This is a genomic window from uncultured Pontibacter sp. (assembly GCF_947492645.1).
In the GTDB taxonomy this organism is placed as follows: Bacteria; Bacteroidota; Bacteroidia; order Cytophagales; family Hymenobacteraceae; genus Pontibacter.
In genome coordinates this window covers 334,459-352,754 of record NZ_CANLMZ010000003.1, presented here as the reverse complement: position 1 = coordinate 352,754, position 18,296 = coordinate 334,459, and the positions used below count along the sequence as shown (strand labels likewise).

Annotated in this window: 19 protein-coding genes; 11 read left to right on the top strand and 8 right to left on the bottom strand. The window is 47.0% G+C overall.

The features are described from left to right. Window positions 1–48 precede the first annotated feature (48 nt). Both cysS and Q1A23_RS04345 read left to right on the top strand, forming a co-directional pair. A complete protein-coding gene (gene cysS, locus Q1A23_RS04350; RefSeq protein ID WP_299819968.1) occupies window positions 49–1,545 on the top strand; it encodes a cysteine--tRNA ligase in 1,497 nt (498 codons plus the stop codon). Then, a complete protein-coding gene (locus Q1A23_RS04345; protein WP_299819966.1) occupies window positions 1,535–2,545 on the top strand; it encodes a M28 family peptidase in 1,011 nt (336 codons plus the stop codon). The genes cysS and Q1A23_RS04345 overlap by 11 nt, the downstream gene beginning before the upstream one ends. 68 nt (window positions 2,546–2,613) lie before the next feature. Here the strand turns inward: Q1A23_RS04345 and Q1A23_RS04340 are convergent, their stop codons facing one another. Then, window positions 2,614–3,276 carry a hypothetical protein gene (locus tag Q1A23_RS04340; RefSeq protein ID WP_299819963.1) on the bottom strand — a complete coding sequence of 221 codons (663 nt, stop codon included), beginning with the start codon at window positions 3,274–3,276 and terminating at the stop codon, window positions 2,614–2,616. 436 nt (window positions 3,277–3,712) lie between these two features. Between Q1A23_RS04340 and Q1A23_RS04335 the strand changes: the two genes are divergently transcribed. The 5 genes from Q1A23_RS04335 (at window position 3,713) to Q1A23_RS04315 (ending at window position 8,350) form a co-directional block, all read left to right on the top strand. After that, entirely contained in the window at window positions 3,713–4,771 is a 1,059-nt protein-coding gene (locus tag Q1A23_RS04335) for a class I fructose-bisphosphate aldolase (RefSeq protein ID WP_299819960.1), read from the top strand. A gap of 158 nt (window positions 4,772–4,929) precedes the next feature. Beyond that, entirely contained in the window at window positions 4,930–5,829 is a 900-nt protein-coding gene (gene accD / locus Q1A23_RS04330) for an acetyl-CoA carboxylase, carboxyltransferase subunit beta (protein ID WP_299820108.1), read from the top strand. A 259-nt stretch (window positions 5,830–6,088) separates the two neighbouring features. Further along, entirely contained in the window at window positions 6,089–6,850 is a 762-nt protein-coding gene (locus Q1A23_RS04325) for an OmpA family protein (protein WP_299819958.1), read from the top strand. Window positions 6,851–7,178: 328 nt separating this feature from the next. Then, window positions 7,179–7,844, top strand: a complete 666-nt coding sequence (locus tag Q1A23_RS04320) for an OmpA family protein (protein WP_299819955.1) — start codon at window positions 7,179–7,181, stop codon at window positions 7,842–7,844. A gap of 134 nt (window positions 7,845–7,978) precedes the next feature. Continuing rightward, entirely contained in the window at window positions 7,979–8,350 is a 372-nt protein-coding gene (locus Q1A23_RS04315) for a hypothetical protein (RefSeq protein WP_299819952.1), read from the top strand. A gap of 29 nt (window positions 8,351–8,379) precedes the next feature. Here the strand turns inward: Q1A23_RS04315 and Q1A23_RS04310 are convergent, their stop codons facing one another. Together Q1A23_RS04310 and Q1A23_RS04305 are read right to left on the bottom strand one after the other, a co-directional pair. Then, entirely contained in the window at window positions 8,380–9,042 is a 663-nt protein-coding gene (locus Q1A23_RS04310) for a DUF2238 domain-containing protein (protein WP_299819949.1), read from the bottom strand. 184 nt (window positions 9,043–9,226) lie between these two features. Beyond that, complete coding sequence (locus tag Q1A23_RS04305) at window positions 9,227–9,916, bottom strand: MBL fold metallo-hydrolase (RefSeq protein ID WP_299819946.1); 690 nt, start codon at window positions 9,914–9,916, stop codon at window positions 9,227–9,229. A 224-nt stretch (window positions 9,917–10,140) separates the two neighbouring features. On the opposite strand from Q1A23_RS04305, the gene nth reads away from it, so the two are divergent. After that, window positions 10,141–10,848 (top strand): endonuclease III, encoded by a 708-nt coding sequence (gene nth, locus Q1A23_RS04300; protein ID WP_299819943.1) that lies wholly within the window; start codon window positions 10,141–10,143, stop codon window positions 10,846–10,848. Window positions 10,849–11,021: 173 nt separating this feature from the next. Here the strand turns inward: nth and Q1A23_RS04295 are convergent, their stop codons facing one another. Together Q1A23_RS04295 and Q1A23_RS04290 are read right to left on the bottom strand one after the other, a co-directional pair. Continuing rightward, on the bottom strand, window positions 11,022–11,375 hold the full coding sequence (locus tag Q1A23_RS04295; RefSeq protein ID WP_299819940.1) for a hypothetical protein: 354 nt from the start codon (window positions 11,373–11,375) through the stop codon (window positions 11,022–11,024). Window positions 11,376–11,448: 73 nt separating this feature from the next. Continuing rightward, window positions 11,449–12,342 (bottom strand): LD-carboxypeptidase, encoded by an 894-nt coding sequence (locus Q1A23_RS04290; RefSeq protein WP_299819937.1) that lies wholly within the window; start codon window positions 12,340–12,342, stop codon window positions 11,449–11,451. A 159-nt stretch (window positions 12,343–12,501) separates the two neighbouring features. On the opposite strand from Q1A23_RS04290, the gene Q1A23_RS04285 reads away from it, so the two are divergent. Continuing rightward, window positions 12,502–14,028 carry an AbgT family transporter gene (locus tag Q1A23_RS04285; RefSeq protein ID WP_299819934.1) on the top strand — a complete coding sequence of 509 codons (1,527 nt, stop codon included), beginning with the start codon at window positions 12,502–12,504 and terminating at the stop codon, window positions 14,026–14,028. A gap of 383 nt (window positions 14,029–14,411) precedes the next feature. Here the strand turns inward: Q1A23_RS04285 and Q1A23_RS04280 are convergent, their stop codons facing one another. Then, window positions 14,412–14,801, bottom strand: a complete 390-nt coding sequence (locus tag Q1A23_RS04280; RefSeq protein WP_299819931.1) for a RidA family protein — start codon at window positions 14,799–14,801, stop codon at window positions 14,412–14,414. Between the two features lie 136 nt (window positions 14,802–14,937). Between Q1A23_RS04280 and Q1A23_RS04275 the strand changes: the two genes are divergently transcribed. Continuing rightward, window positions 14,938–15,918 carry a radical SAM protein gene (locus Q1A23_RS04275; RefSeq protein ID WP_299819928.1) on the top strand — a complete coding sequence of 327 codons (981 nt, stop codon included), beginning with the start codon at window positions 14,938–14,940 and terminating at the stop codon, window positions 15,916–15,918. 66 nt (window positions 15,919–15,984) lie between these two features. Beyond that, entirely contained in the window at window positions 15,985–16,503 is a 519-nt protein-coding gene (locus Q1A23_RS04270; protein ID WP_299819925.1) for a gamma carbonic anhydrase family protein, read from the top strand. Between the two features lie 15 nt (window positions 16,504–16,518). On the opposite strand, the gene Q1A23_RS04265 is transcribed toward Q1A23_RS04270, so the two are convergent. Then, window positions 16,519–16,974 (bottom strand): hemerythrin domain-containing protein, encoded by a 456-nt coding sequence (locus Q1A23_RS04265; protein ID WP_299819922.1) that lies wholly within the window; start codon window positions 16,972–16,974, stop codon window positions 16,519–16,521. Between the two features lie 2 nt (window positions 16,975–16,976). Then, window positions 16,977–18,293 (bottom strand): hemolysin family protein, encoded by a 1,317-nt coding sequence (locus Q1A23_RS04260; protein WP_299819919.1) that lies wholly within the window; start codon window positions 18,291–18,293, stop codon window positions 16,977–16,979. Between the last annotated feature and the right edge of the window lie 3 nt (window positions 18,294–18,296).

Sequence of the window (18,296 nt, the reverse complement as noted above, 5' to 3'; positions counted from 1 at the left end):
CAAGTAAATAAGTACGGCTGCCAATGGTGCCTATACTTTAAAATAACCATGCAACAGAAACTGAACCTATACAACACGCTTACGCGAAAGAAAGAAGAGTTTGAGCCCTTGCACGCGCCCTTTGTTGGGATGTACCTGTGCGGCCCAACTGTTTACGGAGAGCCTCACCTGGGCCATGCCCGTAGCGCCGTTACTTTTGATGTGCTTTACCGCTACCTGAAGTATCAGGGGTATAAAGTACGCTTTGTGCGAAACATTACTGATGTAGGGCACCTGGAAAATGATGCCGATGAAGGGGAGGATAAAATTGCGAAGAGAGCGAAGCTGGAGCACCTGGAGCCAATGGAGGTAGTGCAGCACTACACCAATGTATACCACCAGGACATGGACAAACTGAACGTGTTGCGCCCTGATATTGAGCCACGCGCCTCAGGCCATATCATCGAGCAGATAGAGATGATACAGGAAATACTGGGCAACGGTATGGCCTATGAGGTAAATGGCTCGGTATACTTTGATGTGCAGGCGTATCATAAAAACAACAAGTATGGCAAGCTTTCGGGGAGAGTGATAGAGGATTTGATGGCAAACACCCGCGATACCGAAGGACAAAGTGACAAACGCTCTCCGTTGGACTTTGCGCTCTGGAAAAAAGCTTCGCCGTCGCATATCATGCGCTGGCCTTCGCCATGGAGCGATGGCTTTCCGGGCTGGCACCTGGAGTGCTCTGCCATGAGCCGAAAATACCTGGGAACTACCTTTGATATTCATGGGGGAGGACTGGATCTGATGTTCCCGCACCACGAATGCGAGATAGCGCAAAGCCAGGCCAGCAACAACCACACCGATGCCGCCAAATACTGGGTTCATAACAACATGATCACGGTAAACGGGCAGAAGATGGGTAAATCGCTGGGCAACTTTATTAACCTGAGCGAGCTCTTTAGCGGCAACCACGCCATGCTGGAGGAGAAGTATTCTCCGATGACAATACGCTTTTTTATACTTCAGGCACACTACCGCAGCACCCTCGACTTTAGCAACGAGGCCTTGCAGGCAGCGCGCAAAGGGTATACAAAGCTGATGAACGGGCTGAATGTGCTGAAGAAGCTGCAGTACCCTGAAGATGGAGCAGGAATAGCGCCGGATGCAAAGCTGAACGAAGATTTGTTGAAGCTGACAGAGGACTGTTTCCGTGGCATGAACGATGACATGAATACGGCCCGTACCATTGCATCTTTGTTCAATCTGCTCAAAAAAATAAACAGTTTGCACTTAGGGCAGCTCAATATTGCGCAGCTTGAAAGGGGCACGTTTGATACCATCCGCAGCACTTACGGGGAGCTGGTGCTAAATGTGCTGGGGCTGCAGGAAGAGCAAGTTGGCGACATGGACGATATGCTGCACCTGGTGCTTGGTTTTTACAAAGAGGCTAAAGAAAACAAAGCCTATGATAAAGTAGACGCCATCCGTGCAGAACTCAAGAAACAGGGCATCGTGATCAAAGACATGAAAACCGGAATAGACTGGGCTTATGAAGAATAATTTGAAAACGCTGGTACTTTTAGCTGCAGGCGCTTTGGCTATGTATAGCTGCGACTCTGCCGAGAAGGGCGGAGCAAAGCAAGCTGCTGTAGCAGAAAAGGAAGTACTTGCAGTTAAGGCACCAGCGTTTAACGCCGATTCAGCTTATACTTTTATTCAGGAGCAAGTAGCCTTTGGGCCACGCGTGCCAAACACACCGGCACATTATGCTACCGGCGAATGGATTATACAACAGCTGCGGGCATATGGTGCCGAGGTAAAGGTGCAGAATTTTCAGATGCGTGCTTTCGATGGCAAAATGCTGAACCTGCGCAACATCATTGCTTCTTACAAACCCGAGGCTGCTAACCGCGTGTTGCTGGCCGCACATTGGGATACACGGCCGTTTGCTGATAAAGACGACGAAAACCAGGACAAACCGATAGACGGAGCCAACGACGGAGGAAGCGGCGTAGGGGTTTTACTGGAGATTGCCAGAACCATCCATACTTCGGAGCAAAAGCCGGAAATTGGAGTAGACATGATTTTCTTTGACGGGGAGGATTACGGCAGGCCTGATGACAGCAAGTATCCTAACATGGACAACGACTGGTGCCTGGGGTCACAGTACTGGAGCAAGAACAAGCACACGCCAAACTACCGTGCCAACTACGGCATACTCCTGGATATGGTAGGTGCCGAGAACGCTAAGTTTGCCAGGGAAGGCACTTCGCTGCAATATGCCAAAGAGATTGTGGATAAAGTATGGAAAGCAGGTAACAGCATTGGGTACTCCGATTACTTTAAGTATGTAAACGCACCCGGCATTACTGACGACCATACTTATGTGAACGCCTGGGGGAATATCCGCATGATCGACATCATCGAGTATAACATGAGCAACCCAGACGATTACTTTGGGCCTTACCACCACCGGCATACGGACAACATGGATGTGATCAGTAAGAATACCTTAAAAGCAGTAGGGCAAACGGTGCTGCATGTGTTGTATAACGAGTAACAAAGCACTTAGGCAAGTATAAAATAGAAGCGGTGCACCTAAACCAGGTGCACCGCTTCTATTTTGGGTTATTTTATAATTCCATCCTGAGACATCCTGTTTACAGTAATTTCGGCTAACTTCTCAGAGGCTTTTCTTAAACTTGATGGGCTATATGATTGCGACTGCGCCGACCAAACCAGGTTCTCTGTTGCTTCGTCGTATAGGTTAGTTTCCAGAAAGTACACTTTGTCTTCGGTATAATATCCGGGGTCATACAAGGTGGGGTACCAATACGAATAATATCCCCTGAACCTGCCGTACCAGCCAAAGCGTGTCATGGGGGCATATCCCTGGGTGCCGGGCACATATCTTGTCTCTGTTTTTTCGTCAATAAGGGCAATCGTCATGATGCCATCATAGCCATCGTCCTTCAGCCTGTCTAGTAATAAGTCTACATCAGGGCCATTTTTGCTCGCTGCGTTTGGCGGAAACAAATCTATACTTTTGGTAACGGCCAGGCCCCTGGCCTGAAACTGTGCCTGCATATCAGCCTCTACTGTTTCTCTTGCACGCACATTGTCCGTAAGTGCGGCAACCACAATTTTGTTAAACGGCTTACTTGTTGCCTCAGGGCTTTTCCAGGTGCCGGTTATTCTGGTTGTAGGGGTGCAAGTCCAAAGTATAAGTACCAGCGTGGTAAGTAACAGGTAAGATGCCTTATGTATGAAGCGTTTGCCAAGAGTTTTCATAGGTGTCAGATGGTTAGTTTGTTAGCAGTATATATAAACGAGCCAACCTGAGGATAAGATGTAATAATATGACAGGGTGTAAGCATCGGTTTAACGGCGCAGCAGGTGGAAGTATAAGATAAGCCGTTGCCAAGTATAAAAATGATCTTAGGCAGTTTAAATCTAATCTATTGGCCTGAGCGGCAAAAAACAGCTGCACCAAAACTGAAAATTAGGCTGGGTTGCCTATAACTTTTTAACCAATTGTAAGTATGATGTTGGGGTTATGAACATATGCTTTATACTTGGGAGAAGGGTGCAGTAGCGTTTTAAGCCACCTTTTATACTTCTGAAGCCTCTATTGTATCGTAAAATCAAAGTATATAAAGAATTAAATTTTTGATTATATATTTGTATCACCAAATCAAAGTGTCTCTATCACAAAATAACAAGACAAATGACTTACGATAACATCGTTTCTTTACTTGGTTCTGAAGCAGAAAACCTGCTGCAGTATGAAAGCAAAACTATTTCTAAAGAGCAATTGCATGCACCAGGCCCTGATTTTGTGGACCGCATCTTTGCTCAGTCAAACCGTAGCCCACAGGTGCTGCGCAGCCTGCAGCAGTTATTTGACCATGGCCGCCTGGGCGGGACAGGTTATGTTTCTATCTTACCTGTAGACCAGGGCATAGAGCACACAGCCGGTGCATCGTTTGCGCCAAACCCTATTTACTTTGATCCGGAAAACATCATTAAGCTTGCCATAGAGGGCGGTTGTAATGCCGTTGCCACAACGTTTGGTAACCTGGCCATGATGTCCAGAAAATACGCGCACAAAATTCCTTTCATTGTTAAGATCAACCACAACGAACTGCTGACTTACCCTAATAAGTTTGACCAGATCATGTTCGGTTCTGTGGATGAGGCCTGGAATTTAGGAGCTGCAGCAGTAGGAGCAACCATATACTTTGGTTCTGAGGAATCTTCTCGCCAGATAATTGAGGTAGCTGAGGCCTTTGAAAGAGCACACCAGTTAGGTATGGCAACTATACTTTGGTGCTATGCCCGTAACAACGCCTTTAAAAAAGACGGTACCGATTATCACGTAGCTGCCGATATTACAGCGCAGGCCAACCACCTGGGCGTAACCATCCAGGCAGACATCATCAAGCAAAAGCTTCCTGAGAACAACGGCGGTTTTACAGCTATTAACTTCGCTAAGTCTCATAAGGCGATGTACGACAAGCTGACTACTAACAACCCGATTGATCTTGCGCGCTACCAGGTGGCAAACTGCTACATGGGCCGTGCCGGTCTGATCAACTCTGGCGGTGAGTCTAAAGGCGAATCTGACTTGGCAGATGCAGTACGCACAGCGGTTATAAACAAGCGCGCAGGCGGCATGGGCTTAATTTCTGGCCGTAAAGCGTTCCAGAAAGACATGAAGGTTGGCGTGGAGTTACTTAACGCTATCCAGGATGTGTATCTGAGCAACGATATTACATTGGCATAATTTGTAGCAGAACTGCTGATTATTACATATTTTTGTGACCTGCTTTATCCAAAGCTCCGGATTACGGGCTGGTAAAAGCAGGTCACTTCATTTTGATACGGTGCTGTGTGGCAGTCGTATATTAACTTTAAAGTGCTGCAAGCACGCTTTTTACTATGATGCCTTGGTTTAAAAGAGCTGAAAAAGGAATTATTACACCTACAGAGCAGAAGAAAGAAACGCCGGACGGATTGTGGTACAAGTGCCCAAGTTGCAAAACCGTAGCCAGTATGGCCGAGCACCGCAAAAACATGAGCACCTGCGTTAAGTGTAACTACCACGACCGCATCGGCTCTAAAGAATACTTTGCCATACTTTTTGATGATAACGCATTTACAGAGCTGGACGAGAACCTGACCTCAGGCAACCCGCTGGACTTTGTAGATACCAAGCCATACCCTAACCGTATTGCCGCTACCCAAAAATCAACGGGCCTTAAAGATGCCGTGCGTACAGCTTACGGTAAAATGAACGGCCAGGAAATTACCATTGCCTGTATGGACTTCAACTTTATTGGTGGCTCTATGGGTTCTGTGGTAGGAGAGAAGATTGCGCGCGCCATTGATCATGCCCGTGAAACCCGCACACCATTTATGATGATTTCTAAGTCTGGTGGTGCCCGAATGATGGAAGCTGGTTTCTCGTTGATGCAGATGGCTAAAACCTCTGCAAAACTGGCATTGCTGGCAGAAGAGAAGCTGCCATACATTTCCATGCTGACAGATCCTACTACAGGTGGTGTAACAGCGTCTTACGCCATGCTAGGCGACTTTAACATTGCAGAGCCAGGCGCACTTATTGGTTTCGCCGGCCCACGCGTTATCAAAGAAACAATTGGCAAGGATTTACCTAAGGGCTTCCAAAGCGCTGAGTTCGTGTTAGAGCACGGCTTCCTTGATTTTATAGTGGACCGCAAAGAACTAAAGAGCAAACTATCCGACCTATTAAGTATGATTGTGGAGGATAAAGCAAACAGCAGTACAAAACCTAAGGCTGCCAAAACATCAAAAGCATCTTAATTATGATGGATGCTGCATAGATAAAAGCGCCTGCCACCATCAAAACGGCAGGCGCTTTTATTTTACCGAAATGGTTGCTAGCCCGTAAAACAAGAATATTTATATGGGCTGGAATAAAATAAAAAGATATATTTTTTCGTGTATAGCTAAAGCTTAATATAGTTTTGGCACAACGATTGCAAAGGCGATCAACAGATACATGTATGAGCCCTTATCTAAAGTAAAAACAGAAAAAAACATTTACCAAACCAACAAACACATGAAACTAGTAAAATTTTCTTTGAGCTCGCTTTTAGCTGTTACCATGCTATTCACATCTTGCCAAACAACTGCCCCAACGGCAAGCAATGGCGGTAATACAGGTACCACAACAGGCTCAACTACAGATAACAATACAGCCGATGCGGATAAAAAAGGTATGAATAAAACTACGAAAGGTGGTTTGATTGGTGCCGGTGGTGGTGCAGTTGTAGGTGGTATTATCGGTAACAGAATGGGTAATACAGCTGCAGGTGCCATTATTGGTGCAGCCGTGGGTGGCGCAACAGGCGCTGTTATCGGTCGCCGCATGGATAAGCAGGCCGAAGAGCTGGAGAAGAGCATGGAGAATGCAAAAGTTGAGCGTGTTGGCGAGGCTATCCGCGTAAACTTCGACTCAGGTATTTTATTTGCGGTTAACTCAGCAGAACTAAGCGCTAACGCAAAACGCGATATCGAGAAGCTGGCTAAAACGCTGCAAGAGTACGAAGGCACTAACGTAATTGTAGAAGGACACACCGATAATACAGGCTCTTATGAGTTAAACCAAAAGCTTTCTGAAAGACGTGCTGCCTCTGTGGCTGCTTATGCCAGAAGCTTAGGTGTGGATGGCTCACGCCTGCAAGCAAAAGGTTACAGCTACGACCAGCCAATTGCTGACAACACAACTGCAGAAGGCCGTTCGCAGAACCGCCGTGTAGAGATCATCATCGTTGCAAACGATGAACTTAAAAAAGCAGCTGAAAGCGGCCAAGTAAAATAAGGCGCATTTAGTACAGCTTTAAAAAGCTAAAAGCAGGGCCCGACGGATTCTTCCGTCGGGCCCTGCTGCGTTTATACTTGCTACAGCATGGCATACACTAAATTGCACCGAAAGCAACGCCTTATAATAAACAAGAATTAATTATAGACGTTAAAGTATATAGTATAGGCAATATAACGTGTTATGTACCAGGTACAAGCTAAAATTATTGCACCCATTCATACTTACTGCCGTGCTCAAGTATGGCAAGAGCACGGAACATTTTAAAAAAATAGGAGTATTAAGCACAGAACTTAATTGTTCGTAAATGAAACAAAATATGAAGACCATGAAAAACATGAGAATTTATCTGGCAGCTTTTGCCTTGATTGCTATACTTTTTACATCGTGTAATGCCAGCCGTACTGCTAAGGGCGGTGCAATTGGTGCTGGTGCTGGTGCTGTATTGGGTGGCGCCATTGGTAAAGCAACAGGTAGCACCGCTACAGGCGCTATTATTGGTGCAGCCGTGGGTGGTACAGCAGGTGCCCTTATCGGTCGCCGCATGGATAAGCAGGCCGAAGAGTTGCAGCGCGACCTTGAAAATGCAAAGGTTGAGCGTGTAGGAGAAGGTATCAAGATCACTTTCAACTCTGGCATCCTGTTCAGCACAAACTCAGCGGAGTTGCAGTCTGGTGCTAAAACAGAGATATCGCAGCTAGCTACTACACTTAAAAAGTATCCGGACACAAATATCCTTATCGAGGGCCATACCGACAATACTGGTTCACGTGACCTAAACCAAGCTTTATCGGAGCGTCGTGCGCAGTCTGTGGCAAACTATGCCGCTCAAATGGGTGTAGACCGCAGCCGTATTACCACGCAAGGCTATGCTTTCGATCAGCCTGTAGCGGATAACTCTACAGAATCTGGCCGTGCGCAAAACCGCCGCGTAGAGATAGCTATTTATGCAAACGAGAAAATGAGAAAAGCCGCTGAGCGTGGCGATTTATAAGATCTTATTGATTAAAGTGAATATTGGATGATTTTCCAGCCGCACCTCTTGGTGCGGCTGGTTTTTTATAAAGCATCCTGTAAAAGCTGATAAAGTACCAAAGGAGATGCCTTTGGCCTGAGAGAAGTACAAGTATGAAAAAGTATATACAAATGGGCCTGCTAAGCCTGCTGCTGGTAAGTGTTTTTAGCGCCTGCGAACGCATAAGCGACGCAAATGCATATGCTTTGCTGGGGAGTAGCCGAGATAATGCAGGAGCAGCTGCCATCGCTGACGACGAAGCCGCCGCAATGCAGGCAGCGCTGCGGAAGGATGCGCAACTAGCCCATGGCATGCCCCTGAAGCAGTTTGCCCGCCACATGAAAAAGCGCCATAGCTTTTACCGGCACCACAACCTGTTGTACCAGGATGATGAGGTAAGTATAAAAATAGAACAGGATAAAATGCGGATAGAAACCCGGAAGGGTAAAGTTAAAATAGAGTATACAGGCGATGAGGCGAAATAGAAACGCGCTTTTAACGTCACTTATGCATATCAGGCCTGCCTACTTTGTGGAGCAGGTCTTTTTTTTAGAAAAACGGCAAGCAGCATCGCTACAAAAGCACCCGCCAATGCAAGCCCCATATCCTTTTGGGCATCCCAAATATCCCCTTGCATCCCCAGAAAATCCATACCACGTTGGCGGTCTTTAAATACCAGGTCAGCTACAATCCATTCTACCAGCTCATACAAGGCGCTAAACGAAAGCGTTAACTCCATGGGTAGCAAGTAGCTGTAAACGCGTTTTACTTTAAAGCCATCCAGAAGTACTTCGTGCAGGGGGTATGCCAGCAGCAAGCCGAAGCCCAGGTGCACAATCCTGTCATACTGGTTGCGGGGTTGGTTAAAGGCTGTCTTCAGCCACTCTCCAAAAGGATTATCGGCGTACTGGTACTGGCTGCCATACATGTGCAGCAGCAGAAACAGGAAAATCAAAGTATAGCTGAGGTCTGAAAACCGGAAAATGTTGTAAAACGCAATCAGGAAAATTACCAGCGATAGCGTTAATGTATTCTCGAGTGCCCAGTTTTTAAGGTCTGGAGTGGTAAGGCCGGTATAAATTAAGTATAAACCTAAAAGTATGCTATAGGCGATGTGTAGTGGCTGGCCCAGGAAAGGTTTGTTGGCTGATTTGGCTTGTCTTTGCGTTGTATTCATAGCGTTTTGCAGGGCGGCATAATTTGTTTGTTGATAACCTGAAATGCAGCGAAAGGGTTTTATAGATTTATACTTTAAAGGCCCTTTGAGGCACCCGGCGCAAGCATTGCCAAGCTGATTTAGGCTGTGGCTCAGAAGCAAAGTATGCCGCTGGCTGCAGTACTGTTAAATACAGCAGCAGCCACTACGCCATCAGGTCTTTTTCATAAAATACAAGTCGTATGGGGTTATCCGAGGGGTTTTGTGTAGGGTCGCAGTGGTAACCAAACATGTCCAGGCCGTTTAAGTAGGGCAGCAGCTTTTTGTAGTAGGTGTGCCCATCGTTTTCGGGGTTAAAGGTGATGTCGTGGAAAACGTAGGTTGGCTTGTGTGGCATCTTCTCCAGTTTCTCAAACAGCACCTCAGGCTTGCCCAGGTCGCCGGAGTACACATACCGGATATCGTTGTCGAAGATGTAGGCGTAAGTTTGCATACCCTCTGAGTGTTGCCCAAATGTATCTACTGCTGTTATGCCTTCAAATTGCTCCAGGGGCACAAACTCTGCATACTTATCGGGTTGTTTTAACTGTATCTTCAAAAACTTGTACACTTCTTGCCTAAAGCTTTCGGAGGGGTAAAGTATAACAGGCGGTTTTACCTTCTCCACGATGCTCTTGTAAAGCAGCAAATTTGCAAGGCTACCGCAATGGTCGTTGTGCAGGTGGGTAAGTATAATATAATTAACTCTGTTAATCAGGCTCTTTTTTATAAGCGTCGGGAAAACAGTAAAGCCACAGTCTATCAGAAAGTGCTTGTCATTATAATCCAACAAGGCAGCCGAGTTCAGGTAGTCTGTATCGAAAGCGCCGCCAGTTCCCAGAAATTTTATTTGCATACAGTAAGAGCAGTATAAAGCCAAATTACCATGAGGTATAGCGTTAAAAGATGTAAATAGTTGTGTGCGTACAGTATAATTGGGTAGGAAAAGTGCAAACCCTGTGCAAACGGTTGCTCATCAGAAGTGTTTATTTTACATAGTGTTACAGATTATTGCTCAGGTTCTGCTTAACATGGTTCCGGCGAAACCGTAAAGAGATAATCCATTTAATTGCTTAACCCATGGACGCGCACCAATTACCTGCCGACGAAAAAACACAGCTAACCCACGAATTGCTGAACCAGGAATACAGACGCCGCATACTTGACCCAAGGCGCAGCCACATGCATGAGCTTATCTCTACCATGCTATCGCACCGCACTAACCACAAAGACGAGGAGAAGGCATACTATACCATGATGGAGCGCTTCGGGGACTGGGAAGGAATTATGAACGCTGATGTAGATGAACTGGTAGATGCAATACAAACCACCCGCTACCCCGGCCAGAAAGCGCCCCAGATACAGCAAGCCTTGCGCATTATAAAAGAAGAACGTGGCGAGATAAGTATAGATTTTCTGGAGGATATGCCTGTGGCAGAGGCGATGGAGTGGCTGACACGCTTGCCCGGTGTTGGTTTGAAAACGGCAACTTTGGTGCTGCTCTTCAATTTTAAAAAGCCGGTAATGCCCGTTGATACGCACGTGTTCCGGATTAGCCAGCGCGTAGGCCTTATAGGAGCGAAGGCAACAGCCAACAAAGCCCACACCATACTTTTAGAGATGCTGCCTCCGGAACCTGAAGAACTCTATAACTTCCATATACACATGCTGCGCCACGGGCAGCGCATCTGCACCTTCTTCGGCCCCAAATGTGAGCAATGCGTGCTAAATAGTATCTGTAATTATTACCAGGATGTGCGACAGAAGGGTATAGATAAAGCTGCTTGAAAGAGGTTGGCGTGCATGTACATGATATTAAAAAAACAGACACGAGGTACAATAGAGACGTAGCTACCCCAAACCATTTAATTAATGTAAATTGAGTTTCGATTAACGGATTAGTACAGGCTGTGAACGAGGCGCAGCCGAGTATGGAGCCTGTGCCGTGTTGTAGCCAGTTTTTATATTGCTAACTCTTCCGCAAATTGGATGTTAAACCTTGGTTTCAACTGAACCTTTAGTACATAGTTTCTTCCAGTTAACATTATTCTTTTTTCTTCTTTATTGTCACTAAGCACACTTAAGGAAGAAATGTGTTGCAGATTCATGTTAGCAATCTCAAAATTTTCCTTTGACACTTTAATTGAAACTTCATCATAGGAAGGCGTCATTGAGAAAGTAATTACTTCTTTTTCAGGATTGCTGTACTTGTAAGTTGATTTGTTATAGTAAAACGGAACATCAGTTGTAGAGTCAAGCATATCAGGCTCGCTCTCAAATATTGCCATCAATTCATACTCTTCTGGGTATTCCATTTCTTAATTCAAATTTGCTACAACCACCGGATAACAGTAAACATACGCTTATCTGCACTATACATGTAGGTGTTTAACAATAACTTAGTTTCACGCCAGCCTCACTTACCGCTAAAGTAGCCTCTCTGCCACAAACAAGCGCCAGGTTAAGGGGCTCGTGCCCAACCGGAAAACCGTAGCAAACAGGGTAGTTATACTTGCCGGTGTGCTCTAGTATAATTTCGTAGGCAGTTTTGCCAAAAGGAACGGTGTTGTCATGCATGTCGCTCATGTCGCCAATGATAAGGCCAGCTAAGTTAGCTAGTTTGCCGCTGCGGTCCAGGTGCACCATCATACGGTCTATGTGGTAGAGGTACTCGTCCAGGTCTTCGAGAAACAGGATTTTACCATCGGTGCTGATATCGGAGCGGGTGCCGGTAAGCGTGTGCAGCATAGACAGGTTGCCACCCACCAACTGGCCCGTGCCTGTGCCCGATCGGTTAAAGGCGTGTGGGGCAAGTGAATAACATATCTCTTCGCCGAACAGCAGTTGGCGCAGGCTTTCTACAGACGGCCCGGCTCCTTCTTTTGCAAAAAGTACCGGCATAATGGCGTGTATGGTAGGCAAGCCAAGGTTATGTATGTGGCTGTGCAGCGTAGTTACATCACTAAAACCAACGAGCCACTTCGGGTGCTTTTTAAAGCCGGTAAAATCAACCTGGTCTATAATGCGGGTAGTGCCGTAGCCGCCGCGGGCACAAACGATGGCTTTTATACTTTCATCGTCAAGCATCTGCTGCAGGTTTTGCAAGCGCAGCGCATCGTCGCCGGCAAATTGGTTATAACTGGCCCCAATGGTTTCGCCCAGCACAACCTCTAATCCCCAACTCTCAAAAGCAGATACAGCAGCCTCTATTTCTGAAGCTGTAATTTTGCGGGCAGTAGAAAGTATGGCAATACGGTCGCCGGGTTGTAGAGGTGGTATCATGGGTAAACACGTGTTAATACAGGTTGGCTAATATATGGCTTTTTAGGTAAAATTTGGGGAGGTGGCTTTTTTTTGCCAAATTCGAAAACCTTTTAAAGGATGGCGGCACACAAATACCTTCCATTTTTGTGCTGTCACACCAACCAATACCAATCTTTTATGACTGAACTTCAGAAGAAAAAATCAGGAATAGATAAGTTCCTGTCGGTGGTGGAGCGCATAGGCAATGCCCTGCCGCACCCTGCTACGCTATTTGCCGGCTTTGCCTTACTGGTAATTATCCTGTCGTGGGTGGCCAGCCAGTTTGACCTGGCTGTGGTGCACCCAGGCACCGGCGAAACAGTAACACCGGTTAACCTGCTTTCTGCAGAAGGCCTCCACATGATCCTGACACGCATGGTTACCAACTTTACAGCCTTTGCGCCGCTGGGTACGGTGTTAGTGTCCTTGCTTGGTATTGGTATTGCCGAGGGCACAGGCCTGATCGGGGCGGTGCTGCGTTTGGTAGTGCTTTCGTCACCGAAGCGTTTGCTCACATTTGTGATTGTGTTCTCGGGTGTTATTTCTAATACAGCATCTGAGGTTGGCTATGTATTGCTGGTGCCTTTGGCTGCGGTTATTTTCCTGGCTGCTGGTCGCCACCCGTTGGCTGGTCTGGCCGCTGCGTTTGCCGGTGTGTCGGGGGGCTATAGCGCCAACCTGCTGCTAGGCACCATCGATCCGCTTTTGGCTGGTCTGTCTACAGAGGCGGCCCGTATAATTGATCCGAACTATACAGTTAACCCTGCGGCTAATTACTACTTCATGTTTGCCTCTACGTTTGTTGTTGCAGGACTAGGCACCTGGGTTACGGAGAAGATTGTAATACCGAGGCTGGGCGAGTACGAAGGCGATGAGAAGCCGCAAAGTATAGACCGCCTAACCCCACAGGAGAAGCGCGGTATACTGTATGCTACCATTGCCATACTTTTAATGGTTGCCTTTATACTTGGTGGTCTTATTCCGGAGAACGGTTACCTGCGCAACCCGGAGACAGGTGATATCCTGAACTCGCCGTTTATGTCGGGTATTGTGGCCTTTATTTTCCTGCTGGCTGGTATTGCGGGTATTGCCTACGGTATCGGGGCCAAAACTATCAGAAACGACAGCGATGTGATGCGCGGCATGTCCAAATCCATGGAAACGCTGGGCTCTTACATTGTACTGGTGTTTTTTGCCGCCCAGTTCGTGGCATACTTTAACTGGACAAACCTGGGGCTTATACTTGCCATCAACGGTGCCGATACCTTGAAAACCATGGGCTTAAGCGGTATCCCGTTGATGATCATGTTTATACTTGTAGCGGCCTCTATCAACATGGTAATGGGCTCGGCTTCTGCGAAATGGGCCATTATGGCGCCGGTTTTCATTCCGATGTTTATGTTGCTGGGCTATACGCCAGAGTTTACGCAGGTGGCTTACCGCATCGGAGATAGCGTTACCAACATTATTTCACCGATGATGTCATACTTTGCGTTGATTGTGGCCTTTATACAGCGCTACGATAAGAAAGCGGGTATTGGTACGGTAATTTCTACCATGCTGCCGTACTCCATCGTGTTCCTGATCGGTTGGATCATCATGTTTATTATCTGGATCTTGCTAGACCTGCCAATAGGACCGGGTGCAAACCTGTATATGCCGTAAGGGTAACTTAGTTTATAAGGAAAGCGCCTGAGCAGCAATGCTCAGGCGCTTATTGTTTTACACAAGTACGGCTGCTTTGCGCTAAATTATCCTGAACAGCAAAAACGTCCGCATCAGCAGTTTTAAAAAACACAAAGGCCGCACCCGAAGATGCGGCCTTTGATGGATGGGCTCTTACTTATATCTCACCTTAACCAAGAATACCCCTTGCATATTAGATGCATTACAAAATTAAAGGTTTAACACCGGTATAAATTTTTTTTATACAAAGCGCCTACATCTCTATACAATTGCAGCCAAAAACCAGATAAACAGCTTGTGTTACCTGTGCATTGCAGGCAGTATTGCTTTTAAAAACGATAAAAAACGGGTTTTGTAGCTGCCTATGTAGTGGCAAGTATGGCGGTCGCCTCTATCTCTACCAAATGCTCAGGGTTGATCAATGCGCTTACTTCTACCATTGTAGCGGCAGGTTTTATACTTCCAAAGAACTCGCCATGGGCACGTCCGACATCTTCCCAACGGCTGATGTCGGTTACAAAAATGCGTGTGCGCACCACATCGTTCAGCGAGGCACCGGCCTGTTGCAATGCATGCTCAATTTTTTGCAGGATATATTTTGTCTGCTCGTACGGGCTGCCTTTGCCAATAACCTCGTTGCCATTGGTGGCGGTGGTGCCGGCTACCTCAATGGTATTGCCCACGCGCACGGCACGGCTGTAGCCAATAGTGTCTTCCCAAACTGCACCGGAAGAAATGTTTTGTCTTTTCATAGTATAATGGGCTGTGTTTAAGTATGTAAATATAAATACTAGGTGCTGTAGATAGTATAAAAGACAAACACATCTATACTTTCGTACCTTATACTTCAGTCATAATCCTTAATTTTGGATTCTTAAAACCTAACTAATGCGCCTGAGATCGAAACCTGTGCTTTGCAACTACTACGTTACCTACCGCTGTAACGCAAAGTGCTCGTTCTGCGACATCTGGGAAAAGCCATCGCCATACATTACGCTGGAGGATGTGCACCAAAACCTGCTGGACCTAAAGCGGCTGGGCGTACAGGTGATAGACTTTACCGGGGGCGAACCACTACTGCACCGGCACATAGACCAGATGCTGGGCATGGCGCATGAGATGGGTTTTATAACAACACTTACCACCAATGGCCTGCTGTACCCCAAACTGGCCGAGCGCCTGAAAGGCAAAGTAGACATGCTGCACTTTTCCCTGGACTCTACCGATAAAACCGAGCATGATACTGGCCGGGGCGTGGCTTGCTACGACTTCGTGATGGAGTCTATAGAGGTGGCGAAGCGGCTCGGGGAGAAACCGGATATACTATTTACAGTATTTAAAAGCAATTTGCACCAGCTAGAGGAAGTGTACCAGAAAATTATACTTCCGAACAAGCTTGTGCTTATACTTAACCCGGCCTTTGAGTACAACCAGGTAGAAACCGGGGAGCAGCTAACAGAACAGGAGTTAGATTACCTGTCGGCTTTTGGCAAGCGCCGGCAAGTATACTTAAACGAGGGTTTTATACAATTACGGCGCGATGGAGGCAACCATACCGCAAAACCAGTCTGTAAAGCAGCAAGCACTACCCTTGTTATCTCTCCTGAAAACGAACTGGTGCTGCCGTGTTACCACCTGGGCACAAAAAGCTTTCCGATACAAGGTAACCTGCACCGTTTATACTTGAGCCAGGAAGTAGAGGCGCTAAAGCAGCAGGAGGGGCGGCTACCCGAATGCGAAGGCTGCACCATTAACTGCTACATGCAACCCAGTTTTGCAGTAGAAATGAACAAATACTTCTGGAAAGCCTTACCCAGCACGTTAAAATATAATTACATGAAAGGCACCTGGAAGCGCCTGGTTGTCTGAATCAGGATATACAGGATAAGGTGTAACTTTGCCTCATTCATAATTCTTACTACATAATTTAAAAGTATGCCAGTTATACTTCCGGTAAAGGGAATAAAGCCGCAGATGGGAGATGAGTGCTTTATAGCGCCAAACGCCACCATTGTAGGCGATGTGATTATGGGCAGCCATTGCTCTGTGTGGTTTAACGCCGTTATACGTGGCGATGTGAACAGCATCCGGATAGGCGATAAAACCAATATCCAGGATGGCGCTGTGATACATTGCACTTACGAGAAAACCGCTACCACCATTGGCAGCAATGTATCTGTCGGGCACAATGCCATTGTGCATGGCTGTACCGTAGAGGATAATGTGCTGATAGGCATGGGCTCTATTGTAATGGACAATGCGCTGGTGCAGAAAAATTGTATTGTAGCCGCAGGCGCCATTGTGCTGGAGAATACCGTTTGCGAATCGGGGTGGATCTACGCGGGTATACCGGCCAAAAAAGTAAAGCAGCTAAGCCAGGAACAGATAGCAGGCCTGGAAAATGTAGCCAATAACTATGTGATGTACAGCGGCTGGTTTACGGGGCAGGTATAGAAGCACAACGGCTTTTTAACCTAAATGCTGCAGCACCATCTGTTGCAGCACCTGCAATTGTTCGTCGGATAGATCCTGCTGCAACTGCTCAAAAAACACGCGTTCCTCTAGGCGAATGTGCTGCTCCAGCAGCTCTCCAATTTGGTGTAGCTTTTCAGGTAAATCCAGGCTGGTAGCATGGGGTAAGGCAATTATCAGCTTTTCAAGTTGCCGGTGCTGCTCCTGCAGTTGCCGGGTTTGCTGCGCAAGATCTTCTGATATGCCCGGGGCAAGTGTAAATACTGTTTCTTCTTCCAGCTTAAAGTGCGGCAGCAAGTGCTCCTGCAGAAAACCCAACGTATAGTCTCGTTTTGCTTCTGGGGTAGCAGGCATGCCCTTATAAGGAGGTGCGCCATGTTGCAACAGCCTTGCCGTTAGCAGGCCGCTGTGGTGCTGCCGCGAAATCGGTATCAGGCTTTGGTGGCGCTTCATTATCAGGAACTGATCTGCTCGCGGAACTCCTCTTTCACAGCCAGCAGCACCCACTCCACACGGCGCTCCGATTTCTCTAAAACGCGTACATCATACTCGTTAAAGCTGGTTACGTCGTTCAGGTTTTCTGGTATGTGCCCGTAAATAAAGTTCATCAGGCCGCCTACAGTTTCATAATCTTCACCCTCAGGCAATGGGTAAGGCAGGTAGTCGTTTGCATCGGTTATGGCCGCAGAGCCGTTTACCTTGTACTCAAAATCATTGATGCGCTCAACTATAGGAGCCTCTTCATCATACTCATCCTGTATCTCGCCAACCAGTTCCTCGATAATATCCTCAATGGTCACGATGCCCGATACACCGCCAAACTCATCGGTGGCAATTGCCATGTGCATGTGGCGGCGCTGGAACTGTTTTAAGAGCAGGTTGATTTTCTTGGTTTCGGGTACGAAATAAGCAGGGCGCATCAGTTGTTCTATGTTAATGCCTTTGCCCTGGCGAATGATGCTCAGTATATCTTTTACATATAGTATACCTACAATATTGTCAATGTTGCCGCTGTAAACAGGCAGGCGAGAGTAACCCTCGTTAAAGATCACATCCATCAACTCATCTTCAGAAATGTTGATATCTATGGCCACCATTTTAGTGCGGGGCACCAGTATTTGCTTTACCATGCGCTCGTTAAAGAGGAACACATTTTCGATTAGCTCATGATGGCTGTTGTGTATAGCGCCCCCTTCGGCACTTTGCTCGAAAAGCAGCCTTAGCTCTTCTGCTGTGTGCACTTCGGCGCCGTGCACAGGCTGTATGCCCATAGCACGCAATACCAGGTTTGCCAGGCCGTTAAGCAGCCATATGAAAGGGCTGAAAACTACATAAAAGAAGCGAAGCGGGTAAGCAACTGCCAGCGATGTGGCCTCGGAGCGTTGTATGGCCAGCGATTTTGGGGCTAACTCGCCAAACACAATGTGCAATACTGTGATGATGGCAAACGAAACCGGAAGCGCTATAGTATGAGCCAATGCTTCGCCGCCGCTAAAGCCGAAGAACTCCATTACGTTAATTACCATTCTGGAAACGACGCTTTCGCCTATCCAACCCAGGCCAAGCGAGGCAAGAGTAATACCAAGCTGCGTAGCCGAAAGGTAGGCGTCGAGGTGGGTAATCATGCGGTGGGCCATCTTAGCCATATTGTTTCCTGCCTGCGCCCGTAGCTCAATCTGCGAAGACCTCACTTTCACGATCGCGAATTCGGCGGCTACGAAGAAACCGTTCAGTAAAACCAGGAAAATGGTTAACAGGATGTCTAATATCATAGT

What these genes read in the sequence shown, in the direction of transcription:
- cysS (WP_299819968.1), top strand. Translation starts at nt 49, where the DNA reads ATGCAACAGAAACTGAACCTATACAACACGCTTACGCGAAAGAAAGAA.
- Q1A23_RS04345 (WP_299819966.1), top strand. Translation starts at nt 1,535, where the DNA reads ATGAAGAATAATTTGAAAACGCTGGTACTTTTAGCTGCAGGCGCTTTG.
- Q1A23_RS04340 (WP_299819963.1), bottom strand. Translation starts at nt 3,276, where the DNA reads ATGAAAACTCTTGGCAAACGCTTCATACATAAGGCATCTTACCTGTTA.
- Q1A23_RS04335 (WP_299819960.1), top strand. Translation starts at nt 3,713, where the DNA reads ATGACTTACGATAACATCGTTTCTTTACTTGGTTCTGAAGCAGAAAAC.
- accD (WP_299820108.1), top strand. Translation starts at nt 4,930, where the DNA reads ATGCCTTGGTTTAAAAGAGCTGAAAAAGGAATTATTACACCTACAGAG.
- Q1A23_RS04325 (WP_299819958.1), top strand. Translation starts at nt 6,089, where the DNA reads ATGAAACTAGTAAAATTTTCTTTGAGCTCGCTTTTAGCTGTTACCATG.
- Q1A23_RS04320 (WP_299819955.1), top strand. Translation starts at nt 7,179, where the DNA reads ATGAAAAACATGAGAATTTATCTGGCAGCTTTTGCCTTGATTGCTATA.
- Q1A23_RS04315 (WP_299819952.1), top strand. Translation starts at nt 7,979, where the DNA reads ATGAAAAAGTATATACAAATGGGCCTGCTAAGCCTGCTGCTGGTAAGT.
- Q1A23_RS04310 (WP_299819949.1), bottom strand. Translation starts at nt 9,042, where the DNA reads ATGAATACAACGCAAAGACAAGCCAAATCAGCCAACAAACCTTTCCTG.
- Q1A23_RS04305 (WP_299819946.1), bottom strand. Translation starts at nt 9,916, where the DNA reads ATGCAAATAAAATTTCTGGGAACTGGCGGCGCTTTCGATACAGACTAC.
- nth (WP_299819943.1), top strand. Translation starts at nt 10,141, where the DNA reads ATGGACGCGCACCAATTACCTGCCGACGAAAAAACACAGCTAACCCAC.
- Q1A23_RS04295 (WP_299819940.1), bottom strand. Translation starts at nt 11,375, where the DNA reads ATGGAATACCCAGAAGAGTATGAATTGATGGCAATATTTGAGAGCGAG.
- Q1A23_RS04290 (WP_299819937.1), bottom strand. Translation starts at nt 12,342, where the DNA reads ATGATACCACCTCTACAACCCGGCGACCGTATTGCCATACTTTCTACT.
- Q1A23_RS04285 (WP_299819934.1), top strand. Translation starts at nt 12,502, where the DNA reads ATGACTGAACTTCAGAAGAAAAAATCAGGAATAGATAAGTTCCTGTCG.
- Q1A23_RS04280 (WP_299819931.1), bottom strand. Translation starts at nt 14,801, where the DNA reads ATGAAAAGACAAAACATTTCTTCCGGTGCAGTTTGGGAAGACACTATT.
- Q1A23_RS04275 (WP_299819928.1), top strand. Translation starts at nt 14,938, where the DNA reads ATGCGCCTGAGATCGAAACCTGTGCTTTGCAACTACTACGTTACCTAC.
- Q1A23_RS04270 (WP_299819925.1), top strand. Translation starts at nt 15,985, where the DNA reads ATGCCAGTTATACTTCCGGTAAAGGGAATAAAGCCGCAGATGGGAGAT.
- Q1A23_RS04265 (WP_299819922.1), bottom strand. Translation starts at nt 16,974, where the DNA reads ATGAAGCGCCACCAAAGCCTGATACCGATTTCGCGGCAGCACCACAGC.
- Q1A23_RS04260 (WP_299819919.1), bottom strand. Translation starts at nt 18,293, where the DNA reads ATGATATTAGACATCCTGTTAACCATTTTCCTGGTTTTACTGAACGGT.